Origin of the sequence: Bradyrhizobium sp. SYSU BS000235, assembly GCF_049747295.1 — a bacterium.
In the GTDB taxonomy this organism is placed as follows: domain Bacteria; phylum Pseudomonadota; class Alphaproteobacteria; order Rhizobiales; family Xanthobacteraceae; genus Afipia.
Genome location: NZ_JBMHJM010000001.1, coordinates 3,430,227 through 3,455,031 on the forward strand (window position 1 = coordinate 3,430,227; position 24,805 = coordinate 3,455,031).

Below are 24,805 nucleotides of genomic sequence, written 5' to 3' on the forward strand. Positions count from 1 at the left end.
AGGGCTCCATTCTGTTCGAATGAAGCCGTTATATTGATCATTAACGCGCGATTCGCATCAACGTCGATCCAAGTCAGAATGTGGCAAATCCACGGCAAATGGGGCGGCAGAACGAGGCCGGCGCTCGGGCGAACGGAGGCCCGCTTTTGCCAGCGCATCAGAAATTTTCTGCTCGGAAGGCGTTTTCTCTCCAGGATAGCGGTTGCTATATTCTGCTTTGATTTGTTTCAGGAGGGGAATTGGAAGCGGCGGTCGACCGTTCGTGGGGAGGAGCGTTGAGAAATCCAAGAAACGAAGGTCGGGGACTGATGCCTGGTGCGCCTCCGGAACGCCGGATCTGAGTGATCGGTAACAGCGATCTTCAGCATCCATCATTGAAATCGTCAGTTGGATGATCCTCAGATCGAGGTCACTGAGTTCGTAAGGCAATGGTTCAGGAATAACTTCAACAGCCCTGACCCACCGGCCATCGCGCAGAAAGGTGGTGCCTCTGCCATCGACTTTAGCGCCATCCAGAAGTTCTATCTGAAACGTCTGCTTCTCTAGGGATTGCTGTTCAAATGCTTGGAAGTAGTTCGCGGATCGTAGGCGAACGACGAATGGCTTGCTACCAGATTGCCCTTCAAAAATAACGCACACCAATCCGGCGGTACGTCCGGACGGCAATCGAATAAATTCAATTTGGATTGTGGCGCTGTCACTCTCTAACAGATCGATTGCTTCTGCAATCGTTGTTCGTACAACAGGCTGACCATCATCTCGCAAAGTTTTGTAGTGCATCATAACATTATCATTAGGCCGCTCGAAACTCGAGCCGATCATGGCATGGACGCTAATGCGGTCAACTCGCACGTGCGATGATCACGTGCTTTTTCACGGTATAAGTGGGAGGTTCGGGTCTCTGGCTAGGTAGCCGTTATGGAATGTCCGCTCCTGAGTTTGGCGGACATGGTCTGCCGCCTAAACCAATAGTGGCGCTGCCACAGACGTCCATTGAATTAGCCAGGGTCCTCGTTCAATCACAAGGAACGAATGACCGCTTCTGGCCCATAGCTGGCATGTGGCCGGTGCCGCCAGCGTCCGCTTTTGGAAGTTAGCAGACGTTTATAAGTCCCCGTCGATATCCGGATCTCGGGGGCCAAACGGGCGCATCGGGATGGCCGATTGTTTGCTCGCTATTGCGCTCGATTTCGACGGCGCGAATTCTGTGAACCGCCGCTTTTGCCGATTCCGCATTCAAGCTAGGGGCGGGCATCAGCGGCGACGTTCAGTTCTCCGCTCCGCTGCCGGGCGTTGCGGATTGGAAGAAGGCTCGTCTGCAATTACCACTTCTGTCTTCCTTGAGCACAAGCGGATTCAGATTTAATCAGTACGACGCGGAATGAAGCCGTTTACGAAGGTAACAAATGGATGTTGAGTGGATTGTGCAGGACCCCTAGCCCGCGCAAGGGTCGCCACGAACGCGCGATTGCGGGAACAACCCGGCTTGTTCGGAGAAGGAAAATATCGCAACATTCGCGTCCAGCGGAGAAGTGCTCCAATGAGTTCCTCGGGTAAGATGACAGGGCGGCTGATCGCGGCGGCGCGCGGCTTGATCGGAGTGAGCCGCGAGGATTTCGGCGGCGCCGTGGGCATTTCGGCTGAGAGCTTAGCCCAGATGGAGGCGAACGGCAGTGCCTGGATCCATTCCGAAGCAGATGCCGAAGCGCTGAGGCGCGCCTTTGAGACGTTTGGTGTCGTCGTCATCGACGAGGACGGCAATATGGGAGCTGGTGGTCGATTAAAATTCACCCGCCAGGATGTGAAGCAAATCAATCGATTAGAAAACGAAGGCGGCATAGTCCGTTCTGATGATGCTCCGTAATGAGTTCCGCGGTCCGATAGGCAGGTAGAGATCCAATCCGCCGGAGTCGAGACTGTTTACTGCGGCAGCGCGCTAGGCGCATAGTGCTTTCCTGTCCCCTCAACGTCCATCGGTTGATCGACATCGGCATTCTATCTACGAGGAAATGACGTTTTTATTCGCGAATATGATTTTTGGGGTTTCGCAACCATTAAAGCTGATAGGTTTTTGGCGCTTTCTTTCATTATCCGCGGCCGCGCAAAACAGCGACAACGCGCCGCTTCTCTCGGTTCCGTTTGCGACTGGCATTCCGAATTGAAAGAGCAAGTGATACCCTGAGCACTCAGAAACGCTCGGCGACCCTTGCCTGGAGTTTAGGATGTATATCCTGGCAGCTACGGATTTTTCCACACGGTCTCAACGCGCAGTACGTCGAGCTGGCCAGTTGGCGCGGTCTGCCGCGGCAGAGCTCGCACTAGTCCACGTGGTGGATGATGATCAACCGTTGCGGCTTGTCGAGATGGAGATGCGAGAGAGCGAGCGTATGCTTGCAGAACTGATCAGCGCAGTAAGAGAATTGCAGGACCTGCGCTGCCATCCGATGGTCGTCAAAGGGGACCCGTTTGATGCCATCCTTCGGACAGCCGCAGATCACACAGCCGATCTCATCGTCATGGGAGCACATCGCAAACAGCTTCTGCGCGATATCTTTGTAGGCACAACGATCGAGCGCGTAATTCGTACCGGATGCCATCCCGTCCTTATGGTGAACAACGAAGTGAACTCAGCGTATGAATCCGTTCTCGCTCCTGTCGATTTCTCGGACGCGTCGGCGAACGCGATCAAGGCTGCCCGAAACCTTGGTCTGATGAATGAAATACGGCTTGAGATCCTTCATGGGTTTTTGCCCTTCGGAAAGGGCAAGATAGCAATGGCGGGTCTCGGTCAAACAGACATTGACAACTACGTCTCAAGTGAGCGCCAAGAGGTGACTGAAGAGTTGACAACATTTCTGCGTCAGAATGACCTTGCCAGCCTGAGAGCTGCCTTGCGCGTTGTGGAAGGAGCCTCGTTCGAAGCAATCTCGGCGAGGGTCGACAGGATGCGGCCGGATCTTCTGGTTATTGGCACGCACGGGCGTTCTGGATTGCTGAAGGTGCTGCTCGGAAGCGTTACCGAAGAGGCCCTTCGTTCTCTGGACGTTGACATTTTGGCCGTGCCAGCGAGCAAACGGCACTAAGGGCCGTCTCCTCCTTAATCGCGATCGACAGCGTCGGTCAGATTTTCGGCTGTGTCCCGAAACCGAGCGGCCCCGACCAAAATGGTTAGGGCGACGGGCGTCGTCACGATACCCAACCCGATGATCAAGAGTTCATGCAGCACTGGGCGGGTTTGGAGAACCGAGAAGTAAACCATTGAAGCAAGCGCGATGAAGCCGGTTCCCAGCGTAGTCCCGAGAGTTGGCGCATGGACGCGCTCATAGAACGTTCGGAGTCGTAGGAGGCCGAGCGAGCCAATGAGGGTAACAATGGCTCCCGCCAGAATGAGAACTGCTGTTAGCGCCGCGGCCCAGCCTGGAACATCCTCAGTGCCATTCATTCGATAACCTCGCCACGGAGCAGGAATTTTGCCAGTGCTACCGTGCCAACAAAACCCAATAGGCTCATTGCAATAGCCGCCTCAAAATAGAGCGTGCTGCCGGATCGAATGCCATAGGTGAGAAGCAACAGCATTGCATTCACATACAACGTATCGAATCCAAGCACGCGATCCTGAGCTCTCGGACCGCGAAAAATGCGGAAAATTGCACAACCCATCGCCATCACCAGAATTATCTGCGCCATTATGACTGAGTATTTTAGAACCAGCAGGCTCATGGAAAAATCTCCAGCAAGCGACGTTCGTAGCGGCCTTTTATCGTGCGGATCCAGTCGTCTTCATCGATCAAGTCGAGAACATGGATCATCAACAAGCCCTTCGGTTGATTGAAGTTCACCCACAGTGTTCCTGGCGTGGCAGTGATGATGCACGCTAATGCCGCCAACCCGTAGGGATTGCGGAGGTCGAGGGGAATGCGGACGAACCCGGAAGTTCGATGTTGCCGATCCTGGCCAAGAATGATGCGACCGACCGCGATATTAGAGTGGAGGATGTCTATCAGCACCAAGAAGGACAATTGAAGGAGGGCAGCCGGCCGTCGAACAGGGGCTCTTGGCAACTGCAGCGCCATGAGAATCCATCCGCCCACAAGCGCGAGCACGGAACCGAGAAGGATGTGTCCTAATGAAGTTGTTTGGTTAAGCAGCAACCACAGGACAAGAAGCCCGAGACTGAGAAACGGAAAAGGTAACAGCCGAGTCATATGTCGCCTGCCTTTCTGATACGTGTTCTACTCGTCGCGAGGACATCACCGATATAGGTCGAGGGCGCGTGCAGTGATTGAGCCGTCGCTTGTATGAATCGCATGACAGGTCCAGCTTGTAAGGTCTGCAGAACACAAATGGACAAGAGAAAAAAAACCGGTGCCATCTCGATCATTCGGACGCGCGGCACGGCGCGGTCCGGCGACGCCCAGAAGATGCGGATTCCCGCTCGCGTCATCGCGATCAAGCTGGCAAAACCCGACAAAATTAATAGTACGAGCATCGCCCACCCATCACTAGGAATTGGACCGCCATGATGTATTCCTGATGGATTAAGGGCGGCGGTGAGGAGGGCGAATTTCGCTATGAAACCAGACAGCGGTGGCAGGCCGGCGATAACCAGAGCGCACCCGATAAACGCGATGCCAAGCAGACCCATTGTCGCTACAATTGTTATGCCAACTTCCTCTTGCTCATGCTCCTCGTCATCTTCGCCATAAGCTTCGCGCGTGACGGCGATCATGTCCGCCCCTGGTTCGCGCCCACGCTCGACTAATTCGACAAGAAGAAAGAACGCGCTGATGCCGAGCGTCGAGCTAACCAAGTAAAAGAGCGCTCCACTGGTAACACCGACCTGAGTCATCCCGGCAGCCGCCAATAAGGTGCCTGAGGACACAAGCACCGAAAATGCGGCCAGACGGGCCATGTCCTGAGAGGCCAAGGTCCCTATTGCGCCGAATGAGATCGTCGCCAACCCGCCCAAGAACAACCAGTTGCTGCCGAAGCCTGCCGATGCGCCAGCGTCAGCGCCAAAAAGCAATAACGATAGTCGCAGCACGATATAGACGCCGACTTTCGTCATGATCGAAAAAATTGAGGCCACGGGCGGACTCGCCGCCGCGTATGCCGAGGGCAGCCAGAAACATAAGGGCCACATGCCTGCTTTGACCAGGAATGCAATGGCGAGGATGCCAGCACCTGCCTCGAACAATCCGCGGTTCTCCGGAGCGATGACCGGTATTCGCGTAGCGAGATCAGCCATATTGAGCGTGCCGGTCACACCGTAGATGAGACTGACGCCGATCAAAAACAGCAGGGATGCGACCAGGTTCACTACGATGTAGTGCAACCCGACCTTCACCCGGGCCAAGCCCGAGCCGTGCAGCAGAAGCCCGTATGATGCCGCCAGCAATAACTCAAAGAAGACGAACAGGTTGAAGAGATCACCAGTTAGAAAGGCGCCATTGAGCCCCATCAGCAGAAACTGAAACAGCGGATGGAAATGGGCGCCTGCACGATGCCAACGAGCCAGCGAGAATACCACCGCGGCTAAGGCCAAGAGGCTCGTTAGAAGCAGCATAAGGGCGGAGAGACGATCTAGAACAAGCACAATCGCGAATGGAGATGGCCAGTCGCCTACACGATAAATTTGGCTACCATTAGCCGCGTCCGATTCCCCGACCAAGGCAACCGCCGTGAAAAGGAGTGCGACAGTCACGGCCACATTGATGATAGCGATAGTGTCGCGGTGACGTTCTCCGCTGAGAAGGAGCATGCCGCCGCAAGCGAGGAGGGGCATAGCGATCGGCATAATCATAAGGTTTGTGGCGCTGCTCATGCGTCGGGCTCTTGACCGTCCACGTGGTCGGTACCGGCGAGGCCCCGCGACGCCAGCAGGACAACCAAGAAAAGCGCGGTCGTCGCGAAGCTAATAACAATCGCCGTCAGGACGAGCGCTTGTGGGAGCGGGTCGGCATATCGCGATGCATCTCCGGTTTCCGGCGCCACGAGCACTGGTGCTCCAACCCGCAGCCGTCCCATCGCCACGATAAAAAGATTGATCGCGTAGGATAGGAGGGACAGGCCGACGATGACCTGGAACGTGCGCGGTCGCAGGATCAGCCACACACCAGAGCCCGCAAGTGCACCTATAGCAACGGCGAGGATCACCTCCATCATTTCACCTCGTCCTTCGGGCGCGGGGCAGACAAACCGTGTTCTCTCGGGAGGAGCGTGTTGGACCGCCGGAGAGATTGATGTGCGATTGCGATCAGCATCAGCACTGTCGCCCCCGTAACGAGCGAGAATACGCCGATGTCAAAGGCGAGCGCGCTGGCAACCGGTACGCGCCCGATCAAAGGTATTTCCGCGTAAGCAAAGTAGGAGGTGAGGAACGGGTGACCGAGAATGCAGGCGACAATGCCGGCGCCACCCCCCAACAGAAGACCAACGCCCATCCAACGAACAGGCAGAATCCGCAGACGCGTCTCCACCCAAAGGGTGCCGCGCGCCATGTACTGCAGAATGAAAGCCGCCGCCATGGTAACTCCAGCGACGAAGCCCCCACCCGGAAGGTCATGCCCCCGCAAAAGCAGAAAGATGGCGGCCACGCCGATAACCGGAAACAGCAGTCCCATTATCAGCGCTGCGGTTGCCATTGTCTCTTTTTCAATGTCGCCCTTCCGGCGGTCCGGATGCACGTGATCGTAGACGTCTTGGGCTTGCTGCTGCTCGGGGAGGGGAATGCTTTCGGACGCCGGACGGAAGCGGCGTAGCAACGCGTAAACGGTCAGCGCGACGACAGCGAGCACGGTGATCTCGCCTAATGTGTCGAAACCACGGAAATCCACGAGGATGACGTTCACCACATTGGTTCCACCGCCCTTTGTATAACCATTTTCTACGAAATAACCTGAAATGCTGTGGGGTGCCGGGCTCTTCATTGCCGCCAATGCGAGCGTCGCCAATCCTAAGCCTGTGAGAAGTGCCATGGTGAAGTCGCGACCTCGGTGCCACCGAAAGCCCGCCGCCTTGCGTGGTCCTATTCCGGCGAACCGTTTTGGAAGCCATCTCAAACCGAGCAGGAGAAGTACCGTGGTTACGGTCTCAACCACTATCTGCGTCAGTGCGAGATCAGGAGCAGATAGCCAAACAAAACTGACGCAAGTAACCAGGCCCGCGCCGCTGAGCAGTATCAGCGCAGCCAAGCGGTGAAATTTAGCCTGAAAGGCCGCACCCAACGCGCACGCAATTCCGACTGTCCAGAGCAGTCCAAAAGCGACGTCGAGTTGGCCACGGGGCAAGATGTCGATCATCAATCCACGTGCGTAAAGCGGCATAAGTGCAGCCACGAAGGCAATTCCCGCCAAAAGCCTCAACTGTGGCTGTAGTCGCCTTGTCCCGAGATTGACCTCAAGCCATCGTGCAAGTCGCCAGGACAACGTAACAAGCACCCAGTCAAAGATCCGCTTGCCATTGACCCGGCGCAGCAGTGGTGGCCCCTCATGGGTTAGTAGATGTGGGCGAAGCATTAGATAAACGGCGAGCCCGCCGACCATGGCTACCAAGCTCATCAGAAGCTCAGGCGTAAAGCCATGCCAGACAGCCAGGCTGTATTCGGGCAATGAAGGGCCGAGAACGGCCCGAGCGGCCGTCTCGAGGATCGGCGCTACTGTAAACGAGGGGGCAATGCCAACGATGACGCAGGCCAGGACAAGAAGTTCGGCTGGAAGTCGCATGAGTAGGGGAGGCTCGTGCGGAATCCGCGGTAATTCGGTAGGCGGCGGACCAAAGAATACATCTCGAATAAATCGCAGCGAATAAGCAACGGTGAAGGTGCTCGCGAGGGTGACGATGTATGGGAGTGCACGATCGACGAATGAATTGTCGTGGATTTCGATCGTTTCGGCAAAAAACATCTCCTTCGAAAGGAAACCATTCAGCAAGGGTACGCCCGCCATCGCTGCCGCTGCCACCATAGCCAGCGTCGCGGTGATCGGCATGAAAGCGTATAGCCCGCTAAGACGGCGAATATCCCGAGTGCCTGTTTCATGATCGATGATTCCCGCAGCCATGAACAGTGACGCCTTGAAAGTGGCGTGGTTGACGATATGGAAGATCGCCGCGATCTGTCCGAATGGCGTGTCGAGGCCCGTCAAAAGTGTGATCAGTCCGAGGTGACTGATGGTCGAATAGGCCAATAGCCCTTTCAGATCCTGCTGGAATACAGCGAGAAACGCGCCCAGAAAAAAAGTGACCAGGCCAACCGATCCGACTAGCCATAACCATTCATTGGTCCCACCCATCGTCGGCCACAGCCGAACCAGAAGGAACACTCCGGCTTTCACCATTGTTGCGGAGTGGAGGTAAGCTGAGACAGGGGTCGGGGCGGCCATCGCGTGCGGCAGCCAGAAATGGAAAGGAAACTGGGCGCTCTTCGTGAACGCGCCAAGAAGCATCAGAATGAGTATGGGAAGGTAGAGCTGATGTGAGCGGATTACACTGCCTGATGCAAGCACTCGATCCAGGTCGTAACTGCCAACAATGTGTCCAATTAGCAGTACGCTGGCAAAGAGACAGAGGCCGCCAGCCGACGTAACAGTCAGTGCTATCCGTGCCCCATCGCGAGCGGCTGCATTCTGATGCCAGTAGCTGATCAATAGAAACGAAAACAGGCTCGTGAGCTCCCAGAAGAAGATCATCTGCAGCAAATTGCCGGATAACACGATGCCCAGCATCGCGCCCATAAACGCGAGCAGAAACGAAAAGAAGCGAGGAACAGGATCATTTGGAGGCATGTAGTAGCGAGCATACAGCACGACCAAGAAGCCGATTCCTGTGATCAGGACGGCGAACGTCCATGCGAAGCCGTCTGCTCTCAGTACAAATTCCAGACCAAGGTCTTTGACCCAAGATGCCCTCATCTGGATCACGCCACCAGCCTCGATGCTGGGATACGCAGCAACCATGAGGCTCAACGCAACAAGAGCGATTGTGCCCGCAAGCCATGCCTCCATGTTACGGGCATTGACCGGCAGGATGGCGGCGATGCAGCTTCCAGCAAAAGGAAGAACCAGGGTGGCAAGGAGGAGCATCTGCGTTCGTTTACTCCTTACTGAGACGGCTGGTACGTTCGTCCCATAATCATCGCACAGCTGAATGATACGGACACCTGGATTCGCACCGCTCTAACGCAACCTCTTTGCGAGAAATATTGAGAATCACGGAGCCGCTCAGCAAAGCCATTATCGAACTGGCCAAGCCCAGTAGGGAAACGTACCGATCGCTGCTGATAGTGCGGCTGCGAGAGAGCCGAGCAAGGTATAAAGTGCCAGCTTGCCAATCATACGCCAACCGCTTTTCGCGACCGGTGAGTGTTCCCGTTGGCTGAAACTTCGGGTATCTCGTACCATCAGAACCCGCCTTAGCTCCAAGTTCACAGCGTCCGGACAGGAGACTAGAATTCAGATCCGGCAGAAACACGGCGCGACTGAATTACCAACTCGGCTCTCGCCTATAGCGCTGTAGACAATGGAAATAGTGTGCGCTTTCGTCGCAATGTTGACGACGCCCTACGATACTATCTTCTAGATTATGATGACCTTCTTCGACATCGATCCGCGCATAGCACGGTTATGTCTGCACGCCGGGCGCCTGCAAGATCGTATTTTGCCGGGCGGTTGATCGGCGCCGTCCGGGATTCTCTTCTGAACAATAATTGGTGTGGCTTCCCTGAAGAGCCTTTTCACCTTCGACAGAGGGAACGCGCTATCGTGTCTCTTCCCAAGATCTTTCTATCTGCATCGGATTATCCCCGCCTCAAGCAACTTGCGCGTCTTGCGTCACAACGCGGGGAACTTGGTGGGATATTTCTAATGGCGGAGATCAACCGAGCTGTGGTTGTTCCTAGGGATGCGGAAAGTATTCAATGGACTGCTACTATTGGGTCGTGGATCACGTATTCGGCGGATTTTGAGGGCCTCCGTAAGACGGTGCAGTTGGTCTGGCCGGAACACCGCAGATCACATCGTTTCCAGATATCGATTTTGTCTCCCTTAGGAGCCGCATTGATCGGTCTTCATGTCGGCGACAAAATGCCTTACCTCGATGACGGCCGCTTGCAAATTGTTCGGATTGAAAGAGTGACGCGGCCGGAGTGGAAGATCATACCGCTGCCTAGTGTTCCTGTGTTTGCTGGTCATCACCCGATCGATGACGATCCGGGACCAACCGCTGCCTGATGAGGATTGCTATGAGCAACATGAGTTACAATACCGAATTCGAACTGCCGCCGATCGAAATTGCAGGCGAAGAGATTAGCCGTCTGCAATCGCTTGTGAACTCCAGCATGGATCATTTGCCGCACGTTTCCGAGTACCTCGCGCGCGAATTGGAACGGGCGCGCGTGATTCAAGACGGGGAAATGCCGAGCGTGGTGCGAATGGGATCGCAGGTCAGTTATCGTGATGAAAAGACGGGCGAGATCCGTGAGGTCGTGCTGGTTTATCCCCACGAAGCTGACATATCGCAACGGCGGATTTCAGTCCTCACTCCTGTCGGGGCAGCGTTGATTGGTCTTCGGGTTGGACGTGTAATCGAATTCCAGACACCGGATCAAGAAACTCGAAAACTGACAGTTCTACAGGTGTCCGAATTTGCACCATGAGTTGTTTGTGAAGCTCAAGGCAAAGGGGAGGCACGGAACAACGATCTGATCTGCGGAGGGTCTCTCAACGCCAGAACCCAGAGGGGATTTGGGTTCGACCGAGCGCCGTTGGACAGCGCCTCACCGTCTAAAAGATTGTGAGGCCTCGTTCCTGCGACAAATCGTTCAAGCAAAAGAATCTTAGCCCTCCACGTTCAAAGCTGGCCGGGCAAGTTTCGCTACCAACAGGTGACGAGCGGCAGCGGATCGAGAAAGCAAAGGAGCCCGACCGGATGGGGCGAAAGGAGGTGTCCGATCGGACTCCAATCGTTGCACCGACTGCGGCAGACGCAACGATCTCTTCAGCCGCGAACCAGGGAGCTGTTAGGCGCGTTCCAATGGGAGAAGAAGTTAATCTTGGAGCCGCCGGTTATCCGCACCAGAGCGCTCACAAAGAAAACCAGCCCGATCTCTTCCGGACGACGGGCTGGGTCTGAGTTTGGCTAGCCATGAGGACTAGCGGCACGCGATTTTTGCAAAGGTAACGGCTGGATCACGCATCAGCGCGACAGCATCGAAGGGCAGTATCCATGCGGCGATTGTGCCGCCATCAGCCCAGACCAGCTAGCGTGATCTTGGATCAACGCTAACCGGCCCGGAGGTTCACCGACGGCGAGCTAACCCGCTCAAAAGCGGAAGCTAGGGTCAGCGAAAGTCATCGCGATTCTTTTCAATCTGTTCCGACAGACCACCACACAAAAGGTCACTGAATATTTCGCACTATTTTCGCGGTCGCACTGCTGTGCGCGCCGTCGCTTTCCTATGACGAAACCTGAATCGCGTCTCACTATGCAGTGGGCACGGCTCAGATCGCGGCGGACTGCCAATGGTGAGCAGAAGAATGCGGGCGCCATGACGGCGGCGCATCGAACGTGCCGTTGGCTCGCGCGTCAGAGTGACGCATCTCGGCTCCGACCAGCATCATAGTTCGGATCAATGATTAAGGTCACCGCCGCTTGATTCATTGAACTATTGCTCAGCCCGTGCACTGACTTCGCATCGATGCAGTGACACATCGCAGGATGGGCGCCTTCTTAAGGTTAAGAAGTTCAGAATGCTTTTGCGATTACGTTCGATAGCGCTGCATAGGGCAGCGTTTGAGAGGTGTCTTGGATGAACAACCTTCGTATGTCCATCAAACTTACGGTTGCATTTTCCGCAATCTGCCTGGTGATTGCTGTAAGCAGCTTCACCATCTATCGGTCTCTGGGCGTGATCGCAGCAGCCGAAAAGTCGACCGTCCACACCTACGTCGTGATTGAGCAACTCAGTAAGCTGGTCAGCGGAATGGTGAATTCGGAAACCGGCCTTCGCGGCTATTTGATCGGTGGCGATACGGCATTCCTCGCGCCCCTCGAAAGTGGACAGAAGGATTATCAGGCCGCGGTGACAGAGGTTGGCCGGCTCACGTCGGACAATCCGCGACAGCAGGCTCGCCTTGAAAAGGTGAAATCCCTTGGGAAGGACTGGTTCACAAACGTTGCCCAGGAAGAAATAGCTTTCATGAAGGATCCCTCCACCCAGGCGAAAGCGCGCGAGATGGAGTCCTCCGGCGCTGGTAAGAAGTTCATGGACGGCCTGCGAGCGCTCGTTGCAGAGATGGACAGCGAGGAACGATCGCTTCTGACCACGCGGGCCGCGGAGTCTCAGGCCGCCACCGACGCCGCAAACATGACTACGATAGTAAGCGCGGGTGCCACCTTGGTGCTCTCAATCCTCTGCGCGGTTGGTTTGACGTTGGTCATCACGCGACCGATTCAGCGGATGACCAATGTGATGAATCGTCTCGCTACGGTGACAAGACGGTGCAGATCGAGGGCGCAAAGCGTCGCGATGAGATTGGCAAGATGGCGCAAGCGGTTCAGGTATTCAAGGACAATGCCATCGAGGTAGATCGCCTGGCAGCCGAGCAGAGAGACGCGGAACAGTGCGCTGTTGAGCTGCGCAGGGCCGATATGCAGAAGCTTGCCAACGATTTCGAAAGCGCTGTCGGCGATATCATTCACACCGTATCTTCTGCTTCGACCGAGCTGGAAGCTTCAGCCGGTACGATGAGTGCGACTGCAGCTAAGACTCAGGAACTTTCAACAGCAGTAGCTGCTGCTTCCGAACAAGCTTCAGCCAACGTTCAGTCAGTCTGGATAGCGAGCGAGGAAATGTCCTCCTCAATTAGCGAGATCAGCCGTCAGGTGCAGGAGTCGGCTCGAATATCGACCGAGGCCGTCCATCAGGCGCAAAAGACCAGCGAGCGCGTAAATGAGCTTTCGGAAGCCGCAGACCGCATCGGCGATGTTGTCAACCTGATCAACACAATCGCTGGCCAGTCTAATTTGCTTGCTCTGAATGCAACAATTGAAGCGGCCCGCGCCGGAGAGGCCGGACGAGGATTCGCCGTAGTCGCGACTGAGGTGAAGGCGCTGGCTGAACAGACCTCTAAGGCAACCGGTGAAATCGGCGAGCAGATCAAGAGTATTCAGACCGCCACGCAGGACTCGGTCGATGCGATCAAACAGATTAGTCTGACGATTAATAGAATCTCCGAGATCGCGTCGACGATTGCCGCTGCGGTCGAGGAACAGGGCGCGGCGACCCAAGAGATTTCTCGCAATGTTCAGCAGGCGGCGCAGGGTACCACACAGGTGGCTTTGAATATTGTCGATGTCCAACATGGTTCGAGCGAGACCGGATCGGCTTCATCGCAGGTGCTATCGTCCGCTCAGGCACTTTCCTCTGAAAGCAACCGCCTCAAGCTAGAGGTTGGGAAATTTCTGAACACGGTACGTGCTGCATAGAAAGTTAAGTTTGCTTACAGTCGGCCGCGCTCCTTAACCGGGGCGCGGCTTGTCAATGCAGCAAAACGTACCGCCCGGCGACCGGCCACCCATTGCCGCAGTCCGAGAGACGCGCCGACGTCGAAATGGGCTTTCACTAGGTCATCCAACCTTCTACAGCATTGCCTTTTTTGAAGGTCTCAGAGGAGGCTATCGTCCTACCTCGATGCCGAGATAGCGTACCGTGCTTTCGATCTTGGTATGGCCGAGCAAGAGCTGCACTGCTCGTAAATTCCCGGTGCGCCGGTAGATCAGCGTCGCCTTGATCCGGCGCAGGGAGGGGGGCCATACACCCTTGGGTCAAGCCCGATGCTTGCCACCCAGACGGCGAGCAGGCGAGCATATTGGAGTCTCATTGGCCGATCGTACCCACGGCGCCCAGTGGACAAATGCTCACTTGGCCGCGGTAATCACGCGTGCGCTTACAGGGGCTGGCTTGATGAAGTGATGCCAGCAGCGTCACTGCGCGATGCACTGCCTGCGCTCCTCGGCGGTTTGCATGGTGATGAACGAAATGTCCTGCTCACCCTTGCGCGGATGTGGCATACGCCAATCACGGGGAAGTTCATTGCCAAGGACGCGGCCGCTACACGGGCGATCCCTCATTTGCCAGCGCCAATGAAGGAAGTGTTAGCCTATGCGCGCGAGAACTATCTTGGCAGAGCCAAGGATAAGCGGGAGAACAGGCTGCTTGATGGGCGGCAGACGGCAAGTCACCTACACCAACAGGTAATTGCACTTCTTATAAGGTACGAGGAGCCTCATTTGAGCTCAACGTAGACCAATTCCGTTCTGAAATGAACGTGATGTTTGTTGTTCATCGACGTCAGGAGACGATCAAATTCGAAAGGACCATGAAAAGGCTTGGGGCCGTTGCACTGAGGGGAAGTTGCCACGGTATTCCAGAACGCGAGTTTCCCTTGGTGGATCGCAGGCGGCTACGCGATCGAGCATTTCGTCGCGAAACAACTTCGATTGTTCTCATGCTTCACAAGGATCACTCGACGCTGAGGTACCATCTTTCGATTGGGTCGCTACGCGTCTTACGGCATGACCAAGCTTTTCTTCGGACGGAAACGAGAGCTGGACGATCGATGATGTTGAGCGGCTCTGTCACGACTTAAGAGGGATGCGTCGGCTCCCCATGTCGATTTCGAGCGGAACTGTCGCGTATTTGACAGTTTGCATCGCGCGCCTCCGTCTGTAATGGCCGAGCGCCTTCAATCTTCCGCACCATGCCGATTGGGAATAGACGACGATGCCGCTCAAAGACACGGTCCCCTTTTTGAAGGAAGTCGGAAACACCGTCGGCTGTTTCGTCTGTATTCCGCACCCCTGCGCGGTAGAGGCATGCGCGCTGCAGGATCTCGACTTTGTGTGTATCGACACCGAGCACAGTATGGTCGATCGGAGCATGGTCGAGCAAATGGTACGGGCAGCTGACGTTGCCGGAGCCCGCTGCATGGTGCGGGTCCCCGGTGTTCTGCCCGAATGGATCGCCACGGTGCTGGATGCGGGCGCCGGTGCGGTGCTGGTCCCGCGCGTTTCCACGGCCGAGGATGCACGAGCGGTTGTCGCCGCGTCGCGGTTTCCGCCGCAGGGCGAGCGTGGTGCGGGCCCTGGCCGCGCGGCAGGTTTCGGGCTGCGAATCAATGATTACGTTTCTAGCGCAAATGAGCGCGTCCTGGTCGCGGTGCAGATCGAGACCGCGGCGGGCCTCGCAAATGTCGACGCCATCGCGGCGGTCGACGGTGTCGATATGCTGTTTGTCGGGCCGTACGATCTCGAGCTGGCGATTCGTGCGGGCGAACTCGGAACGCTCGATCAGGCAATCGACGATATTGCACACGCAGCAAAGCGCCACGGCAAAAGACTCGGCATCTTCACGCGCAGCATCGACGAGGTCGCACAACTCAGCAGCCGAACGTACAGTTGTTTTATCATTGGCGGCGACATCATGTTCGTCGGGATGGGCATTCGTGCCATCACCTCCGGGCTCCGGAGCGGAACCGTCCATGACCGCTAACCGTCAAGACGTGGAAGCGTTGGTCGCTATTGTCGGTGCGTCGAACGTCCTGACCGGGGCCGATCTTGCCGCTCGCAGAGACGATTACCACGCGACAGGGCCGATGCAGGGACAGTGTCTCATTCGTCCCCGATCCACGCAGGAAGTATCCGCGATACTGGCCTATTGCAATGCCCATGGCATCAAGATCGTGCCGCAAGGCGGCTGTACCGGCCTCGTGCATGGCGCTCGCACCGACGTAACAGACGTTGCGTTATCGCTCGAACGGATGCGACAGATCGAAGAGATCGACGTCATCGGCGGCACGGTACTGGTGCAGGCCGGCACCACTCTGCAGGCGGTGCAGGAGGCAGCCGCAGCCGAGGGCCTCTATTATCCGGTCGGTCTCGGTGCGCGAGGTACGGCAACCATCGGCGGCACGATCTCCACAAATGCCGGCGGCAACAGCGTGTTTCGCTACGGGATGACACGCGATCAGGTTCTCGGCCTCGAGGTTGTGCTCGCCGATGGCACCGTGCTGTCGTCGCTGAATCGCCTGGTGAAGAACAATGCCGGCTATGATCTGAAACACATGTTCATCGGCGCCGAAGGTACCCTCGGCGTCATCACACGAGCAGTGCTGCGTCTGCGCTCCGATCCCGGCGAGCGTGTCACCGTCTTCCTCGGCCTCGACGCGTTCGACGATGTGATCGCGCTTCTGCAAAATCTGTCGTCCGCGTTCGGTCCTTCACTCACCAGCTTCGAGGTGATGTGGTCGGAATTCATCGAAATTGTTCTCTCCGTGCGGAAGCATCCATGGCCGCTTTCAGGCCGTTATGGGTTCTACGTCATCGTCGAAACTTCCGGACGAAGCCGGGCGGATGTTGAGGATTGCATGGTAAAGGTGATGGAACAAGGACTCATCGCCGATGCCGTTGTTGCGCAAGATGGATCGCAGGCGAGCGCGATCTGGGCAATCCGCGACGACGTCGAAAGTCTCGGCAAGGTCGGCGACGCTCGCTTCCTTTACGATATCAGTCTGCCGCAGGTTACGATGGCGCGCTATGTCGAGGACGTGCGGCAGCTTTTGCGGCGGCGTCGGGCGGATGCCCGCCTGGTCGTGTTCGGCCATATTGCCGATAACAATCTTCATGTCCTGGTTTATGCGGAACATGATGATCAGGCGGCTGTCGATGGCATCGTCTATGGCCTGCTCAAGTCGCTGAACGGATCGGTTTCCGCCGAGCACGGAATAGGTCTCGAGAAACGCCGGCACCTGCCGATCTCACGTAGCGAAGCGGAGATCGAGATGATGCGTCGCCTGAAAGAGATGCTCGATCCAAACTACACACTGAATAACGGAAAAGTTCTCGAAGGTTCCCGCGCTTCTCAGGGGCATTAACGTAGGGAGGGGGAGTATGAAGGTTTCCGATTTTCTCGATACCAGAGAGATAAACACGAGACAGATTTTGATCGTCGCCTTGGCTGTCACGATCCTCGTTCTCGATTCCGCCGATCTTTCGCTGCTATCCTATGTCTCGCCGGTGATGATCGAGGAATGGAAGGTCACGAAGGGAATGTTCGGCATCGCTTTGTCGGCGGCATTCTTCAGCATGGGGATCGGCTCCCTTCTCGGCGGATGGATTGGTGATCGCGTCGGGCGCAAGAAGGCGCTGATGTTCATGGTGCTCATCTTTGGCTCTGGATCGGTGCTGACGGCCTTCGTGACCGATATCACATCGCTGACAATCATCCGCCTGATCAGTGGTTTCGGCTTCGGTGCCGCGACGCCGAACGCGCTCGCGCTCGCAACCGAATGGGTTCCGACGCGGGCACGCAGCCGCGTGGCCTCCATCATCTATATTGGCGTTAGCGGGGGTGCGGCGCTCGCCGGTGTGCTCGCGACATTCTTGCTCGCGGTGGTCGGCTGGCAGGGTCTCTTCATCATCTGCGGCATCATCACGATGGTCACCGGCCTTCTGATATGGGTCGCCGCGCCGGAGTCGCCGCAATATCTGCAGGTCAAGGGTCGGCTCGATGACGCAACGGCCGCGCTCAAGCAGATTTTCGGCAAGAAGGACGAAGCGTTATTCACCAGCAAGCTGACGCGTCTCGAAATTGACGAGAAATCGGTTTCGACCAAAGAAGGTATCCTGAGCCCGGCCTATCGTCGCTTCACGATCGGCACTTGTTTTTCATTCGTGGCCCAAGCGTCGTTCTTCTATTCGCTCGCGACTTGGCTTCCGATCATCCTGCTCAGCTTCGGCTTCACGCTGAAGGCATCGATAGTGAGCCTGCTCATCCTCAGCTTCATCGCCATCAGCGGTGGCCTGATCGTCGAGCCGATCATCAGGCGCTTCGGCACTAAGTCGGTGATGCTATGGCTCATCGGTTTCAACGCGGTGATGACCGTCATCATGATCGGCTTCTCGATCGTCAATCGCGATACGATGGGCGCTATCTCCGGCCTGCTCGTGCTAGTCATTCTCTACGCCACGTCATTTGCTCAGGCGGCCTTGTCGTCGAGCGAGTATATTCTGATGTCGCACGGTTATCCCGTATCATCGCGCGCTGCGGGCTTTGGCGCCAATCTGATGTGCGCTCGGTTCGCGGGCATGGCAGGTATCTCGCTCGGCGGTTTCCTACTCGGGCTGCGCGAGCATGATACGACGCCTTACTTTTCGATGAATCTCGTGTTGCTCGCTTTGCTTGCGATCTCGATATTCGTCATCGATCGCCATGTGCGCCCGCGCAAGCATCTCGAGCGCATGGCGGCCGCCGGCGCGCCCGCGGAGTGATCCACGTCAACCGTGCGGCTGCTGCTAAAGACGCAGGCGGCCAATCGCTTTCCCAGCAACAGCAATGAGCCGAGGCGGCCGTCATGCTCAAAATATCAAATCCAGATTTGAATGCTGCAACGTCCAACATGTGCGCGATCCTGGAGCGGCAGAAGCGCGCCCATCTTGCGCATGGGCCGTTGTCCCTTGACGAACGGACGGAATGGATCGGTCGCCTGATCGCGCTGTTGGTGAATAACAGCGATGCGATCGCAGACACCATTTCAATGGATTTCGGCAATCGCACGCGGGAATTGTCGCTGTTGGGCGACGTGGCCGGAAGCATCGGGAGTCTGAAATATGCCCGCGCGCATCTCGAAGAGTGGATGCAGCCCGCGATTCATGATGGCGGCTTCCCGGACGCAAAAGCCAGCGTGGAATATACGCCTGTCGGCGTGGTCGGTGTTCTCAGCCCTTGGAATTTTCCGGTCAATCTGACCTTCGCGCCGCTGGCCAGCATCATTGCGGCGGGGAACCGAGCGATGATCAAGCCGTCGGAGCTAACGCCGCGGACATCGTTGTTGATCGCGCGTCTTATCGGTGAAGCGTTCGATGAGAGTGAAATCGCAGTGGTTCTGGGCGACACGGAGGTCGCGGTCGAATTCTCCAAGCTGCGTTTCGATCACATGCTTTATACGGGCAGTACATCCGTGGGGCGGCAGGTCATGCGCGCCGCCGCGGATGAATTGGTGCCGGTGACGCTCGAACTAGGCGGCAAGTGCCCGGTCATCGTTTCGGCCACTGCGCCCATCGCAGATGCCGCCGCGCGAATAATGACCATTAAGACGTTGAATGCAGGCCAGATCTGTCTTGCGCCCGATTACGCAATGCTGCCCGAAGAGCACGTCGAACCGTTCGTCACGGCCGCCAGGCTCGCGACCAGCGCAATGTTTCCAACATTGTTGGACAATCCCGACTATACGTCCATCATCAACGAACGGCACGAGCTGCGCTTGCGCGGTTTGTTGGAGGATGCAAAAGCGCGAGGCGCACGTGTTGTCGAGATCAATCCGGCCAGGGAAACCTTCGGTGCCCATCGGCTGGGGTATCGCATGGCGCCGGCTCTTGTCGTCGATCCGCCCGCAGATTGTAAATTGCTCGCGGACGAGATTTTCGGGCCGATCCTTCCGATCCTCACCTACAAGACCGTCGGTGACGCAATTGCCTATGTGAACGGCCGCGAGCGGCCGCTTGCCCTGTATTATTTCGGAACCGATGCCGCTGAGGAACGCCATGTGCTCGATCGCACCCAGTCCGGCGGGGTGACGGTGAACGACATCATGGCCCATGCGTTATGCGAGTCCCTGCCGTTCGGCGGCGTCGGGGCATCCGGCATCGGCGCATATCACGGAAAATCGGGTTTCATCAATTTCAGCCATGCCCGCGCGATCTTTCATCAGAGCAAGGCGCCGGAGGCGGAATATGCGCTGCGCGCACCGTTCGGCGAACCGACCAGGCAATATCTTGCATTAGCGATCAGCAAGTAACGTGTTTCGGAGGAGCAGGGATTGACGAAATGTTTGCGGCTTGAACGGCGTTGGCCGAAACTCAGCGATCTCAAGCCATTTCTGACGCTGAAAGCGCGAGAGGGCGATCGTGTCGCGCGGCGCCTCAGCACGGCTCATACTATCGCCGATCTACGCGCAATCGCGAATCGCCGCACGCCCGCGGGGCCGTTTCACTATGTTGATGGTGGTTGAGACGCCGAGATCAGTATGCACCGGGCCCGAGAAGCGTTCGACGACCTGCAGTTCAATCCCTAGATTCTCAGGGATTGATCTGTCGATCAATGTGCCGGGCCAGCGCAGTGCGCTGCCGTTCGGCCTGGCGCCCACTGGCGGCACGCGCATGATGCATGCGCGGGTGAACGGGCGGTCGGCCGCGCCGCCGCTCGCGCCGATATTCCTCATGCGCTCTCCACGGCCGGAACCACGACACTTTCGGACCTTGCTGCTGCTGTGCCGAATTCGCGCCGCTGGTTTCAGCTCTATCTGCTAGAGGACCGCGATCTTTGCGCACGTATCTCGATGAAGCACGTAGCCAGGTTACGACACGCTGATGCTTACCGTGGATGTCGCGGCGCCCGGCAACCGGCTGCGCGATCTGCGCACCGATATGACCTATCCGCCTAGATTGATCCTGAAGTCATTTCTTGATGCATCCTATCGCGTCGAGTGGTGGTTCAATCGACTCACCACGGAGCCCTATCGCTTTACGTTCCAGGACGATACATTCTCGCGCGGCGCGTTATCCGACCCTTCGGCGCCATTTGATGCGCTGCGTTGGCTGAAAGAAATCTGGAAAGGCCCTATCGTGGTAAAAGGCACCCAGGCGCTGGATGAGGCCAAACGCGCGTCCGACTTCGGCGCGGACGGTATCGTGTTGTCATCACGGCGGAAGCAGCTCGATCGGACGCGGCCGCCGCTGCATTTGCTGCCCGATGCGGTCGCGGCTGTCGGGGCGCGCACCGATATCACGATCGACACCGGAATTCGCGCGGGTCCCGATATCGTTGTGTGCATCGCCCTTGGAGCAAAATTCACATGGGTCGGGCGCGCCTATCTCTATGGTCTGATGGCCGGCGGAGAAGCGGGCGTCGATCGCGACATTGCCATCCTGCGCTCCGAGGTCAAACGGATGATGCTATTGCTTGGCGTCGCTCGGACCGCGGACCTCAACCCCGGCCATGTGCAATTGCTGGCGCGGGCGTTCCCGCTGGCCCGATTGTCTCCGATCCCCACGCGATAGAACAGGCCGAAATCCCCGCAACTACTGCAGTGGGATGAAGGTTGCATCTTTCCAGCAACGCCAGTCGGATATAGCCTCTCGTTCAATGCACAGGCATGTGGTCACTTGACGGCTGTTGCGTGGCCCGATTCTTGTTTCGGCATTTACTTTTGCCACCGCACCGGAATGAAGGGTTGGCGACAAAGCGGATCGGAAACGGAGCCGGATCCGGCTGCTCCGCCGAAAAAAATTGAGGGACAAATCCGATGGGCGCCTGCTTGATTGAATCGGTGATGAGCCCGTGGCTGGCGGCCATGCCCGAGCAGCGGCGCGAGCGGCTGTTTTCGGTCGGGCGCATCCGCCGCTACAACGGGGGACAGCGGATCTATTCGATCGGAGACATAGCCGACGGATTCTACATGATAATGTCGGGCGGCGTGAACTTGATCAGTTATCCCGCGCCCGGACGCCAGATTCTCGGGCAAGCTATGAAGTCTGGTTCATGGTTCGGAGAGGTCTCGTTCATGGATAACAAGCCGCGCTACTACGACGCCGTGGCTGTGGGCAGCACCAAGTTGATGATGATTTCATCGAGCAGCTGGAAAAGGATTGCACAACAGGATTCACTGTTCATCGGAGATCTTGCATTGTTGTGTTGTGAACGCGTACGCATGGCATCCGAAAACATGGGTATTTTCTCAATTTCGGACAGTCGTTCGCGACTTATCAGGTTGCTCCTTAATTTGAGCGAGGATCGGGAGCGCGCCGCGCGCGGCATCCACATGTCGCAAGCCGAAATCGCAGACATGATGGGCATCACGCGGCAAACGGTGAACAGAATCCTACGCGGCCTCGAAGCTGAAGGCTTCCTCTCGTTGCTTTATTCATCCATTACCGTGACTGATCGTCGAGGTCTCGAGGCGTTGCTGCTAGTTCACAAACCCGAGCGCGTGTGAGCGCCGCCGTACGATCGCTGGATCGCGTTGTGATTTCCAAGCCCGGTCCTCCCGACAGGGGGCTATCACCCCAGATGCTCGAGCGCGGGATCGGTCGGCGATGGCCTTCTCTGCGTATGGCTACGGGGAATGGGAAGGCTTGATGTCTCCGCTGACGCACTCCTCGCGGGTTCATCTGGAAAGCGGGCTGGTTTGCGATCGTCACGCGTGTCTGCACGAGGTGGAGACACATGATGCGAAGACAAATACATTGCGCCGCCGAGAGCGGGCAATTGTTGGGGCGCATCAAGGGCGGGCCAATGCGGCTGCGGTGGATGATGCAAACGCCAGCGCCGCGTCTGATTGAGCGTTGAGGGGCCTGAGGGATAGTCATGCCGTCTATGCCGGCAGGAGCCCCGTCGCCCATCGAGGAGGAGATCAATGGCGTCGATTCCGTCGGTGTCCATGAATCATCCTCCTGCGTGAGTGTCCGCTGCGTGTGGTTCAGCGCGCCTAGTGCAAAGTGGCTTGCATAGCGCCATTCCCTTGCGCACCCCGGGACGCGTCGGCCACCGCTCCCCGTGTGACCCGCAACATGCGCCGCGGTTCCTCGACATACTGGGTAAATGCGTTCTGCCAGAACTCGCTGTACGCCCGCTGCAAATCCGGCAACGACCGGCAGCCTTGAAGGGTCTTAATCAGATGCATGTGCTCTCGCGTCCGCTTGCCAAAAAACTCGAACCATTCGTGGACGAAATTCTGGAGAAACATGCTCTCCGGCGCATTCAATTTCGTGCTTTCCGTAAGTCCGTTCTCGTTCGACTCGCCGACATTTCTGCGGGCACCGGGAACACCCTGGCTCATCGCTTCGCCAGCTGCCCGGAGCGCACCGTGAAGTATCTTTTCTGCAGATGCGCCGGGAGTACCCCCGCTCACCGATTCGGCAGGTGGCTCGAGTGCACCGTGACTGACAGATGCGTAGAGAGTGCCCTTCCTCGTCTTCCGAGCGCCCTTATTGCTCTTCCTCTTTGATTTGGCTGTCATCTCAGCCTCCGGGCGGAGGTTTCCATCGCGTCGGCGTTGCCGGCAACAAACAGGTCTTTGATTGCTTGCATTTGTCTTTTCTCCTGGGAGGTACCGAACTCTCGCTTGCGGGGTGGGGCGTCCCGCTTCTGCAGAGTACTCTTTCCGCGACAAGAGGAGGCTTTTCGATCTGTTCCTCTGCAAGCGTTTCGTCCAGCAACTAATTATAGGAGTGCCGACCTTCACGACCGGCCACGCGATTGCATCCTTGCGTCGGCGGCAGGAAGGTCCCGACCATCTCAATCTTTCCTTCCATCCGTCGGCCGAACTTGCGCAATCGAAAAACTTGGCGCATGCCGGGCATTGCATAAAGTACGTGCGCTAGCTCGCCCTTGGGCCAGCCTGTCGGGACGCCATCGTTCAGCTTGTCCATCTAGCCAGCCTTTCGCGAGCGGGTAGGCGAGCGCGCGGCCTTTGCTGCCGTCTTCCGCTCGGCTTGAACTCGCCACAGTATTCCGGATGGCTTTTGATCAGAGGGAAGATTGCCGACTGAGTGGTTCCCTCTGCCAATGCCTGAGCGGCAATAGCGATGGCGAACGTCCAATCTTCGGCTGCGCTGCGCGGCCAAGGTTGCCGCACAACTCTTCAGCGTCGACCAATCGCCGATGATCTCACAGAGGGGGCTCAGGAGCACATTCGATCCGACAGCGGCGCGGGAGATGACGGCCAAGATCGTGCGCAACGGGTTCGCGAATCTGGGTGCGAAGGCACTCTACATTGCACCCGGCAGTCCATGGGAAAACGGCTACTGCAAGTCCTTCAACGGCAAACCGCGCGACGAGCGCCTGAAGGATGAAATCTTTTACAGCCTGACGAGGCCACTGCTGCTATCAAGCAATGGCGCAAGCACTTCAAAACGATTTGACCGCACTCGTCCTTGGGCTACCGGCCGCCCGCACCACAGGCCACGGCGCCGGAAGGCCCCATCTGGATCGGAGCGCAGCAATTCAGTAGTCTCTGTCCCGCTGGTCCCAAATTTCTGTCAGGTCAGATTTGGCTTAATGCCTAAGAAAGAGAAGTAGATATGTCACGCTCTCCGGCACCCACGCCGACACCTTTAAAGCGACTTACCAAGCCTATGACTCGAGCCGAGAAGAGCATCGATACTCGCAGGAAGCTTATTTCTGCGACGGCCGAATTAGTTGGGAGAATTGGGTATGCCGAAGCGAATATCGCGCGTATCGCGGATGCGGCGAACGTAGCCCAAGGCACGATCTACAATTACTTCAGCAATAGGCAGGAGATTTTCGATATTTTGCTCCCCGCTTACGCTGCCGAGCTTCTCGATTTCATGCGTGCAGAAGTGGACCCGCAGAGCGCAGGCGTGGATCGGGATGTGGAACGTCTACGCGTATTTCTGGAGTTTGTTCGCGAAAAACCTTGGTTTGTGCGTCTGGTCGTCGAGTCACAGGCCCTCGCACCCGTTGCCTACAAAACTTATGCCAAGCTCATGACAGATGGATACGTTCGCGCACTCAAGCGTAGCGTGGCAAGGGGTGAAATTGTTGGCTATGAACCGGGAGAAATTAAAGCGATTGCGACTGCGCTTCTTGCCGTGAGAACGTATTACGCAGAGGAATACGTCGTTCAAGCGGATCGAACGAAGCCTGTTCCTAAGAAGGTCTTTGACGCTTATCGAAAACTAGTGAAACGAGCTTTGTTCAGTCCGATAAATGAGAAATGAGGCAATCCTCATT

At 57.0% G+C, this 24,805-nt stretch carries 22 protein-coding genes and 4 pseudogenes; 15 read left to right on the forward strand and 11 right to left on the reverse strand.

All coding sequences use genetic code 11. The features are described from left to right. Positions 1-57: 57 nt before the first annotated feature. Positions 58-783 (reverse strand): hypothetical protein, encoded by a 726-nt coding sequence (locus tag ACP0KA_RS15950; RefSeq protein WP_424629722.1) that lies wholly within the window; start codon positions 781-783, stop codon positions 58-60. A 757-nt stretch (positions 784-1,540) separates the two neighbouring features. On the opposite strand from ACP0KA_RS15950, the gene ACP0KA_RS15955 reads away from it, so the two are divergent. After that, the gene (locus ACP0KA_RS15955) at positions 1,541-1,864 is read left to right on the forward strand and encodes an XRE family transcriptional regulator (protein WP_424629723.1); all 324 of its coding nucleotides are present in this window, start codon (positions 1,541-1,543) and stop codon (positions 1,862-1,864) included. A 358-nt stretch (positions 1,865-2,222) separates the two neighbouring features. Then, positions 2,223-3,083: a universal stress protein gene (locus tag ACP0KA_RS15960; protein ID WP_424629724.1), complete on the forward strand. Its 861-nt coding sequence runs from the start codon at positions 2,223-2,225 to the stop codon at positions 3,081-3,083. Positions 3,084-3,097: 14 nt separating this feature from the next. Here ACP0KA_RS15960 and mnhG read toward each other — a convergent pair whose 3' ends face one another. Genes mnhG through ACP0KA_RS15990 form a run of 6 tightly spaced genes read right to left on the reverse strand, consistent with a single transcriptional unit; the run spans position 3,098 to position 9,080 of the window. After that, positions 3,098-3,442 carry a monovalent cation/H(+) antiporter subunit G gene (mnhG, locus tag ACP0KA_RS15965; protein ID WP_424629725.1) on the reverse strand — a complete coding sequence of 115 codons (345 nt, stop codon included), beginning with the start codon at positions 3,440-3,442 and terminating at the stop codon, positions 3,098-3,100. Next, a complete protein-coding gene (locus ACP0KA_RS15970; protein ID WP_424629726.1) occupies positions 3,439-3,720 on the reverse strand; it encodes a K+/H+ antiporter subunit F in 282 nt (93 codons plus the stop codon). Before ACP0KA_RS15970 ends, mnhG begins: the two co-directional genes overlap by 4 nt. Further along, positions 3,717-4,205 carry a Na+/H+ antiporter subunit E gene (locus ACP0KA_RS15975; protein ID WP_424629727.1) on the reverse strand — a complete coding sequence of 163 codons (489 nt, stop codon included), beginning with the start codon at positions 4,203-4,205 and terminating at the stop codon, positions 3,717-3,719. Before ACP0KA_RS15975 ends, ACP0KA_RS15970 begins: the two co-directional genes overlap by 4 nt. Further along, positions 4,202-5,824: a monovalent cation/H+ antiporter subunit D gene (locus tag ACP0KA_RS15980; RefSeq protein WP_424629728.1), complete on the reverse strand. Its 1,623-nt coding sequence runs from the start codon at positions 5,822-5,824 to the stop codon at positions 4,202-4,204. Before ACP0KA_RS15980 ends, ACP0KA_RS15975 begins: the two co-directional genes overlap by 4 nt. Beyond that, positions 5,821-6,162 (reverse strand): Na+/H+ antiporter subunit C, encoded by a 342-nt coding sequence (locus tag ACP0KA_RS15985; protein ID WP_424631622.1) that lies wholly within the window; start codon positions 6,160-6,162, stop codon positions 5,821-5,823. The genes ACP0KA_RS15980 and ACP0KA_RS15985 overlap by 4 nt, the downstream gene beginning before the upstream one ends. After that, positions 6,162-9,080: a monovalent cation/H+ antiporter subunit A gene (locus tag ACP0KA_RS15990; protein WP_424629729.1), complete on the reverse strand. Its 2,919-nt coding sequence runs from the start codon at positions 9,078-9,080 to the stop codon at positions 6,162-6,164. The genes ACP0KA_RS15985 and ACP0KA_RS15990 overlap by 1 nt, the downstream gene beginning before the upstream one ends. 678 nt (positions 9,081-9,758) lie before the next feature. Between ACP0KA_RS15990 and ACP0KA_RS15995 the strand changes: the two genes are divergently transcribed. From ACP0KA_RS15995 to ACP0KA_RS16005, 3 genes and pseudogenes are all read left to right on the forward strand, one after another. Then, entirely contained in the window at positions 9,759-10,226 is a 468-nt protein-coding gene (locus ACP0KA_RS15995) for a GreA/GreB family elongation factor (protein ID WP_424629730.1), read from the forward strand. Between the two features lie 11 nt (positions 10,227-10,237). Next, entirely contained in the window at positions 10,238-10,651 is a 414-nt protein-coding gene (rnk, locus tag ACP0KA_RS16000) for a nucleoside diphosphate kinase regulator (RefSeq protein ID WP_424629731.1), read from the forward strand. Between the two features lie 1,152 nt (positions 10,652-11,803). Further along, a pseudogene (locus ACP0KA_RS16005) lies at positions 11,804-13,482 on the forward strand (methyl-accepting chemotaxis protein). 189 nt (positions 13,483-13,671) lie between these two features. Here the strand turns inward: ACP0KA_RS16005 and ACP0KA_RS16010 are convergent. Further along, positions 13,672-13,880 (reverse strand): annotated as a pseudogene (locus ACP0KA_RS16010) (tyrosine-type recombinase/integrase); the annotation flags it as partial. A gap of 88 nt (positions 13,881-13,968) precedes the next feature. On the opposite strand from ACP0KA_RS16010, the gene ACP0KA_RS16015 reads away from it, so the two are divergent. From ACP0KA_RS16015 to ACP0KA_RS16035, 5 genes are all read left to right on the forward strand, one after another. Beyond that, entirely contained in the window at positions 13,969-14,301 is a 333-nt protein-coding gene (locus ACP0KA_RS16015) for an aminoglycoside adenylyltransferase domain-containing protein (protein WP_424629732.1), read from the forward strand. A gap of 478 nt (positions 14,302-14,779) precedes the next feature. After that, on the forward strand, positions 14,780-15,547 hold the full coding sequence (locus ACP0KA_RS16020; RefSeq protein WP_424629733.1) for an HpcH/HpaI aldolase family protein: 768 nt from the start codon (positions 14,780-14,782) through the stop codon (positions 15,545-15,547). Further along, the gene (locus tag ACP0KA_RS16025) at positions 15,537-16,928 is read left to right on the forward strand and encodes an FAD-binding oxidoreductase (protein ID WP_424629734.1); all 1,392 of its coding nucleotides are present in this window, start codon (positions 15,537-15,539) and stop codon (positions 16,926-16,928) included. Before ACP0KA_RS16020 ends, ACP0KA_RS16025 begins: the two co-directional genes overlap by 11 nt. 16 nt (positions 16,929-16,944) lie before the next feature. Then, entirely contained in the window at positions 16,945-18,324 is a 1,380-nt protein-coding gene (locus tag ACP0KA_RS16030; protein WP_424629735.1) for an MFS transporter, read from the forward strand. Positions 18,325-18,407: 83 nt separating this feature from the next. Then, complete coding sequence (locus tag ACP0KA_RS16035) at positions 18,408-19,850, forward strand: coniferyl aldehyde dehydrogenase (RefSeq protein WP_424629736.1); 1,443 nt, start codon at positions 18,408-18,410, stop codon at positions 19,848-19,850. A 150-nt stretch (positions 19,851-20,000) separates the two neighbouring features. On the opposite strand, the gene ACP0KA_RS16040 is transcribed toward ACP0KA_RS16035, so the two are convergent. Further along, positions 20,001-20,273, reverse strand: coding sequence for a hypothetical protein (locus ACP0KA_RS16040; RefSeq protein ID WP_424629737.1), 273 nt, complete (start codon positions 20,271-20,273; stop codon positions 20,001-20,003). On the opposite strand from ACP0KA_RS16040, the pseudogene ACP0KA_RS16045 reads away from it, so the two are divergent. From ACP0KA_RS16045 to ACP0KA_RS16055, 3 genes and pseudogenes are all read left to right on the forward strand, one after another. Then, positions 20,262-20,495: pseudogene (locus ACP0KA_RS16045) on the forward strand (alpha-hydroxy-acid oxidizing protein); the annotation flags it as partial. The gene ACP0KA_RS16040 and the pseudogene ACP0KA_RS16045 overlap by 12 nt on opposite strands. Beyond that, positions 20,419-21,111 (forward strand): alpha-hydroxy acid oxidase, encoded by a 693-nt coding sequence (locus ACP0KA_RS16050; RefSeq protein ID WP_424631623.1) that lies wholly within the window; start codon positions 20,419-20,421, stop codon positions 21,109-21,111. The pseudogene ACP0KA_RS16045 and the gene ACP0KA_RS16050, both read left to right, overlap by 77 nt. Before the next feature lie 293 nt (positions 21,112-21,404). After that, positions 21,405-22,046, forward strand: coding sequence for a Crp/Fnr family transcriptional regulator (locus ACP0KA_RS16055; RefSeq protein ID WP_424631624.1), 642 nt, complete (start codon positions 21,405-21,407; stop codon positions 22,044-22,046). Positions 22,047-22,538: 492 nt separating this feature from the next. On the opposite strand, the gene ACP0KA_RS16060 is transcribed toward ACP0KA_RS16055, so the two are convergent. Then, positions 22,539-22,889, reverse strand: coding sequence for a phasin family protein (locus ACP0KA_RS16060; protein WP_424629738.1), 351 nt, complete (start codon positions 22,887-22,889; stop codon positions 22,539-22,541). 379 nt (positions 22,890-23,268) lie between these two features. Beyond that, positions 23,269-23,481 (reverse strand): hypothetical protein, encoded by a 213-nt coding sequence (locus ACP0KA_RS16065; RefSeq protein ID WP_424629739.1) that lies wholly within the window; start codon positions 23,479-23,481, stop codon positions 23,269-23,271. Positions 23,482-23,727: 246 nt separating this feature from the next. On the opposite strand from ACP0KA_RS16065, the pseudogene ACP0KA_RS16070 reads away from it, so the two are divergent. Together ACP0KA_RS16070 and ACP0KA_RS16075 are read left to right on the forward strand one after the other, a co-directional pair. Continuing rightward, positions 23,728-23,970 (forward strand): annotated as a pseudogene (locus tag ACP0KA_RS16070) (integrase core domain-containing protein); the annotation flags it as partial. Between the two features lie 162 nt (positions 23,971-24,132). Beyond that, complete coding sequence (locus tag ACP0KA_RS16075; protein WP_424629740.1) at positions 24,133-24,792, forward strand: TetR/AcrR family transcriptional regulator; 660 nt, start codon at positions 24,133-24,135, stop codon at positions 24,790-24,792. Positions 24,793-24,805 lie beyond the last annotated feature (13 nt).

Bases quoted from the DNA above. Each gene is read 5' to 3' on its own strand.
- ACP0KA_RS15960 (WP_424629724.1), top strand. From the start codon at position 2,223: ATGTATATCCTGGCAGCTACGGATTTTTCCACACGGTCTCAACGCGCA.
- ACP0KA_RS15985 (WP_424631622.1), bottom strand. From the start codon at position 6,162: ATGGAGGTGATCCTCGCCGTTGCTATAGGTGCACTTGCGGGCTCTGGT.
- ACP0KA_RS16075 (WP_424629740.1), top strand. From the start codon at position 24,133: ATGTCACGCTCTCCGGCACCCACGCCGACACCTTTAAAGCGACTTACC.
- ACP0KA_RS16065 (WP_424629739.1), bottom strand. From the start codon at position 23,481: ATGGACAAGCTGAACGATGGCGTCCCGACAGGCTGGCCCAAGGGCGAG.
- ACP0KA_RS15980 (WP_424629728.1), bottom strand. From the start codon at position 5,824: ATGAGCAGCGCCACAAACCTTATGATTATGCCGATCGCTATGCCCCTC.
- ACP0KA_RS16015 (WP_424629732.1), top strand. From the start codon at position 13,969: ATGCCAGCAGCGTCACTGCGCGATGCACTGCCTGCGCTCCTCGGCGGT.
- ACP0KA_RS15950 (WP_424629722.1), bottom strand. From the start codon at position 783: ATGATGCACTACAAAACTTTGCGAGATGATGGTCAGCCTGTTGTACGA.
- ACP0KA_RS16020 (WP_424629733.1), top strand. From the start codon at position 14,780: ATGCCGCTCAAAGACACGGTCCCCTTTTTGAAGGAAGTCGGAAACACC.
- ACP0KA_RS16030 (WP_424629735.1), top strand. From the start codon at position 16,945: ATGAAGGTTTCCGATTTTCTCGATACCAGAGAGATAAACACGAGACAG.
- rnk (WP_424629731.1), top strand. From the start codon at position 10,238: ATGAGCAACATGAGTTACAATACCGAATTCGAACTGCCGCCGATCGAA.
- ACP0KA_RS16055 (WP_424631624.1), top strand. From the start codon at position 21,405: ATGCCCGAGCAGCGGCGCGAGCGGCTGTTTTCGGTCGGGCGCATCCGC.
- ACP0KA_RS15975 (WP_424629727.1), bottom strand. From the start codon at position 4,205: ATGACTCGGCTGTTACCTTTTCCGTTTCTCAGTCTCGGGCTTCTTGTC.
- ACP0KA_RS16035 (WP_424629736.1), top strand. From the start codon at position 18,408: ATGCTCAAAATATCAAATCCAGATTTGAATGCTGCAACGTCCAACATG.
- mnhG (WP_424629725.1), bottom strand. From the start codon at position 3,442: ATGAATGGCACTGAGGATGTTCCAGGCTGGGCCGCGGCGCTAACAGCA.
- ACP0KA_RS16040 (WP_424629737.1), bottom strand. From the start codon at position 20,273: ATGAGGAATATCGGCGCGAGCGGCGGCGCGGCCGACCGCCCGTTCACC.
- ACP0KA_RS16025 (WP_424629734.1), top strand. From the start codon at position 15,537: ATGACCGCTAACCGTCAAGACGTGGAAGCGTTGGTCGCTATTGTCGGT.
- ACP0KA_RS16060 (WP_424629738.1), bottom strand. From the start codon at position 22,889: ATGAGCCAGGGTGTTCCCGGTGCCCGCAGAAATGTCGGCGAGTCGAAC.
- ACP0KA_RS15955 (WP_424629723.1), top strand. From the start codon at position 1,541: ATGAGTTCCTCGGGTAAGATGACAGGGCGGCTGATCGCGGCGGCGCGC.
- ACP0KA_RS15990 (WP_424629729.1), bottom strand. From the start codon at position 9,080: ATGCTCCTCCTTGCCACCCTGGTTCTTCCTTTTGCTGGAAGCTGCATC.
- ACP0KA_RS15970 (WP_424629726.1), bottom strand. From the start codon at position 3,720: ATGAGCCTGCTGGTTCTAAAATACTCAGTCATAATGGCGCAGATAATT.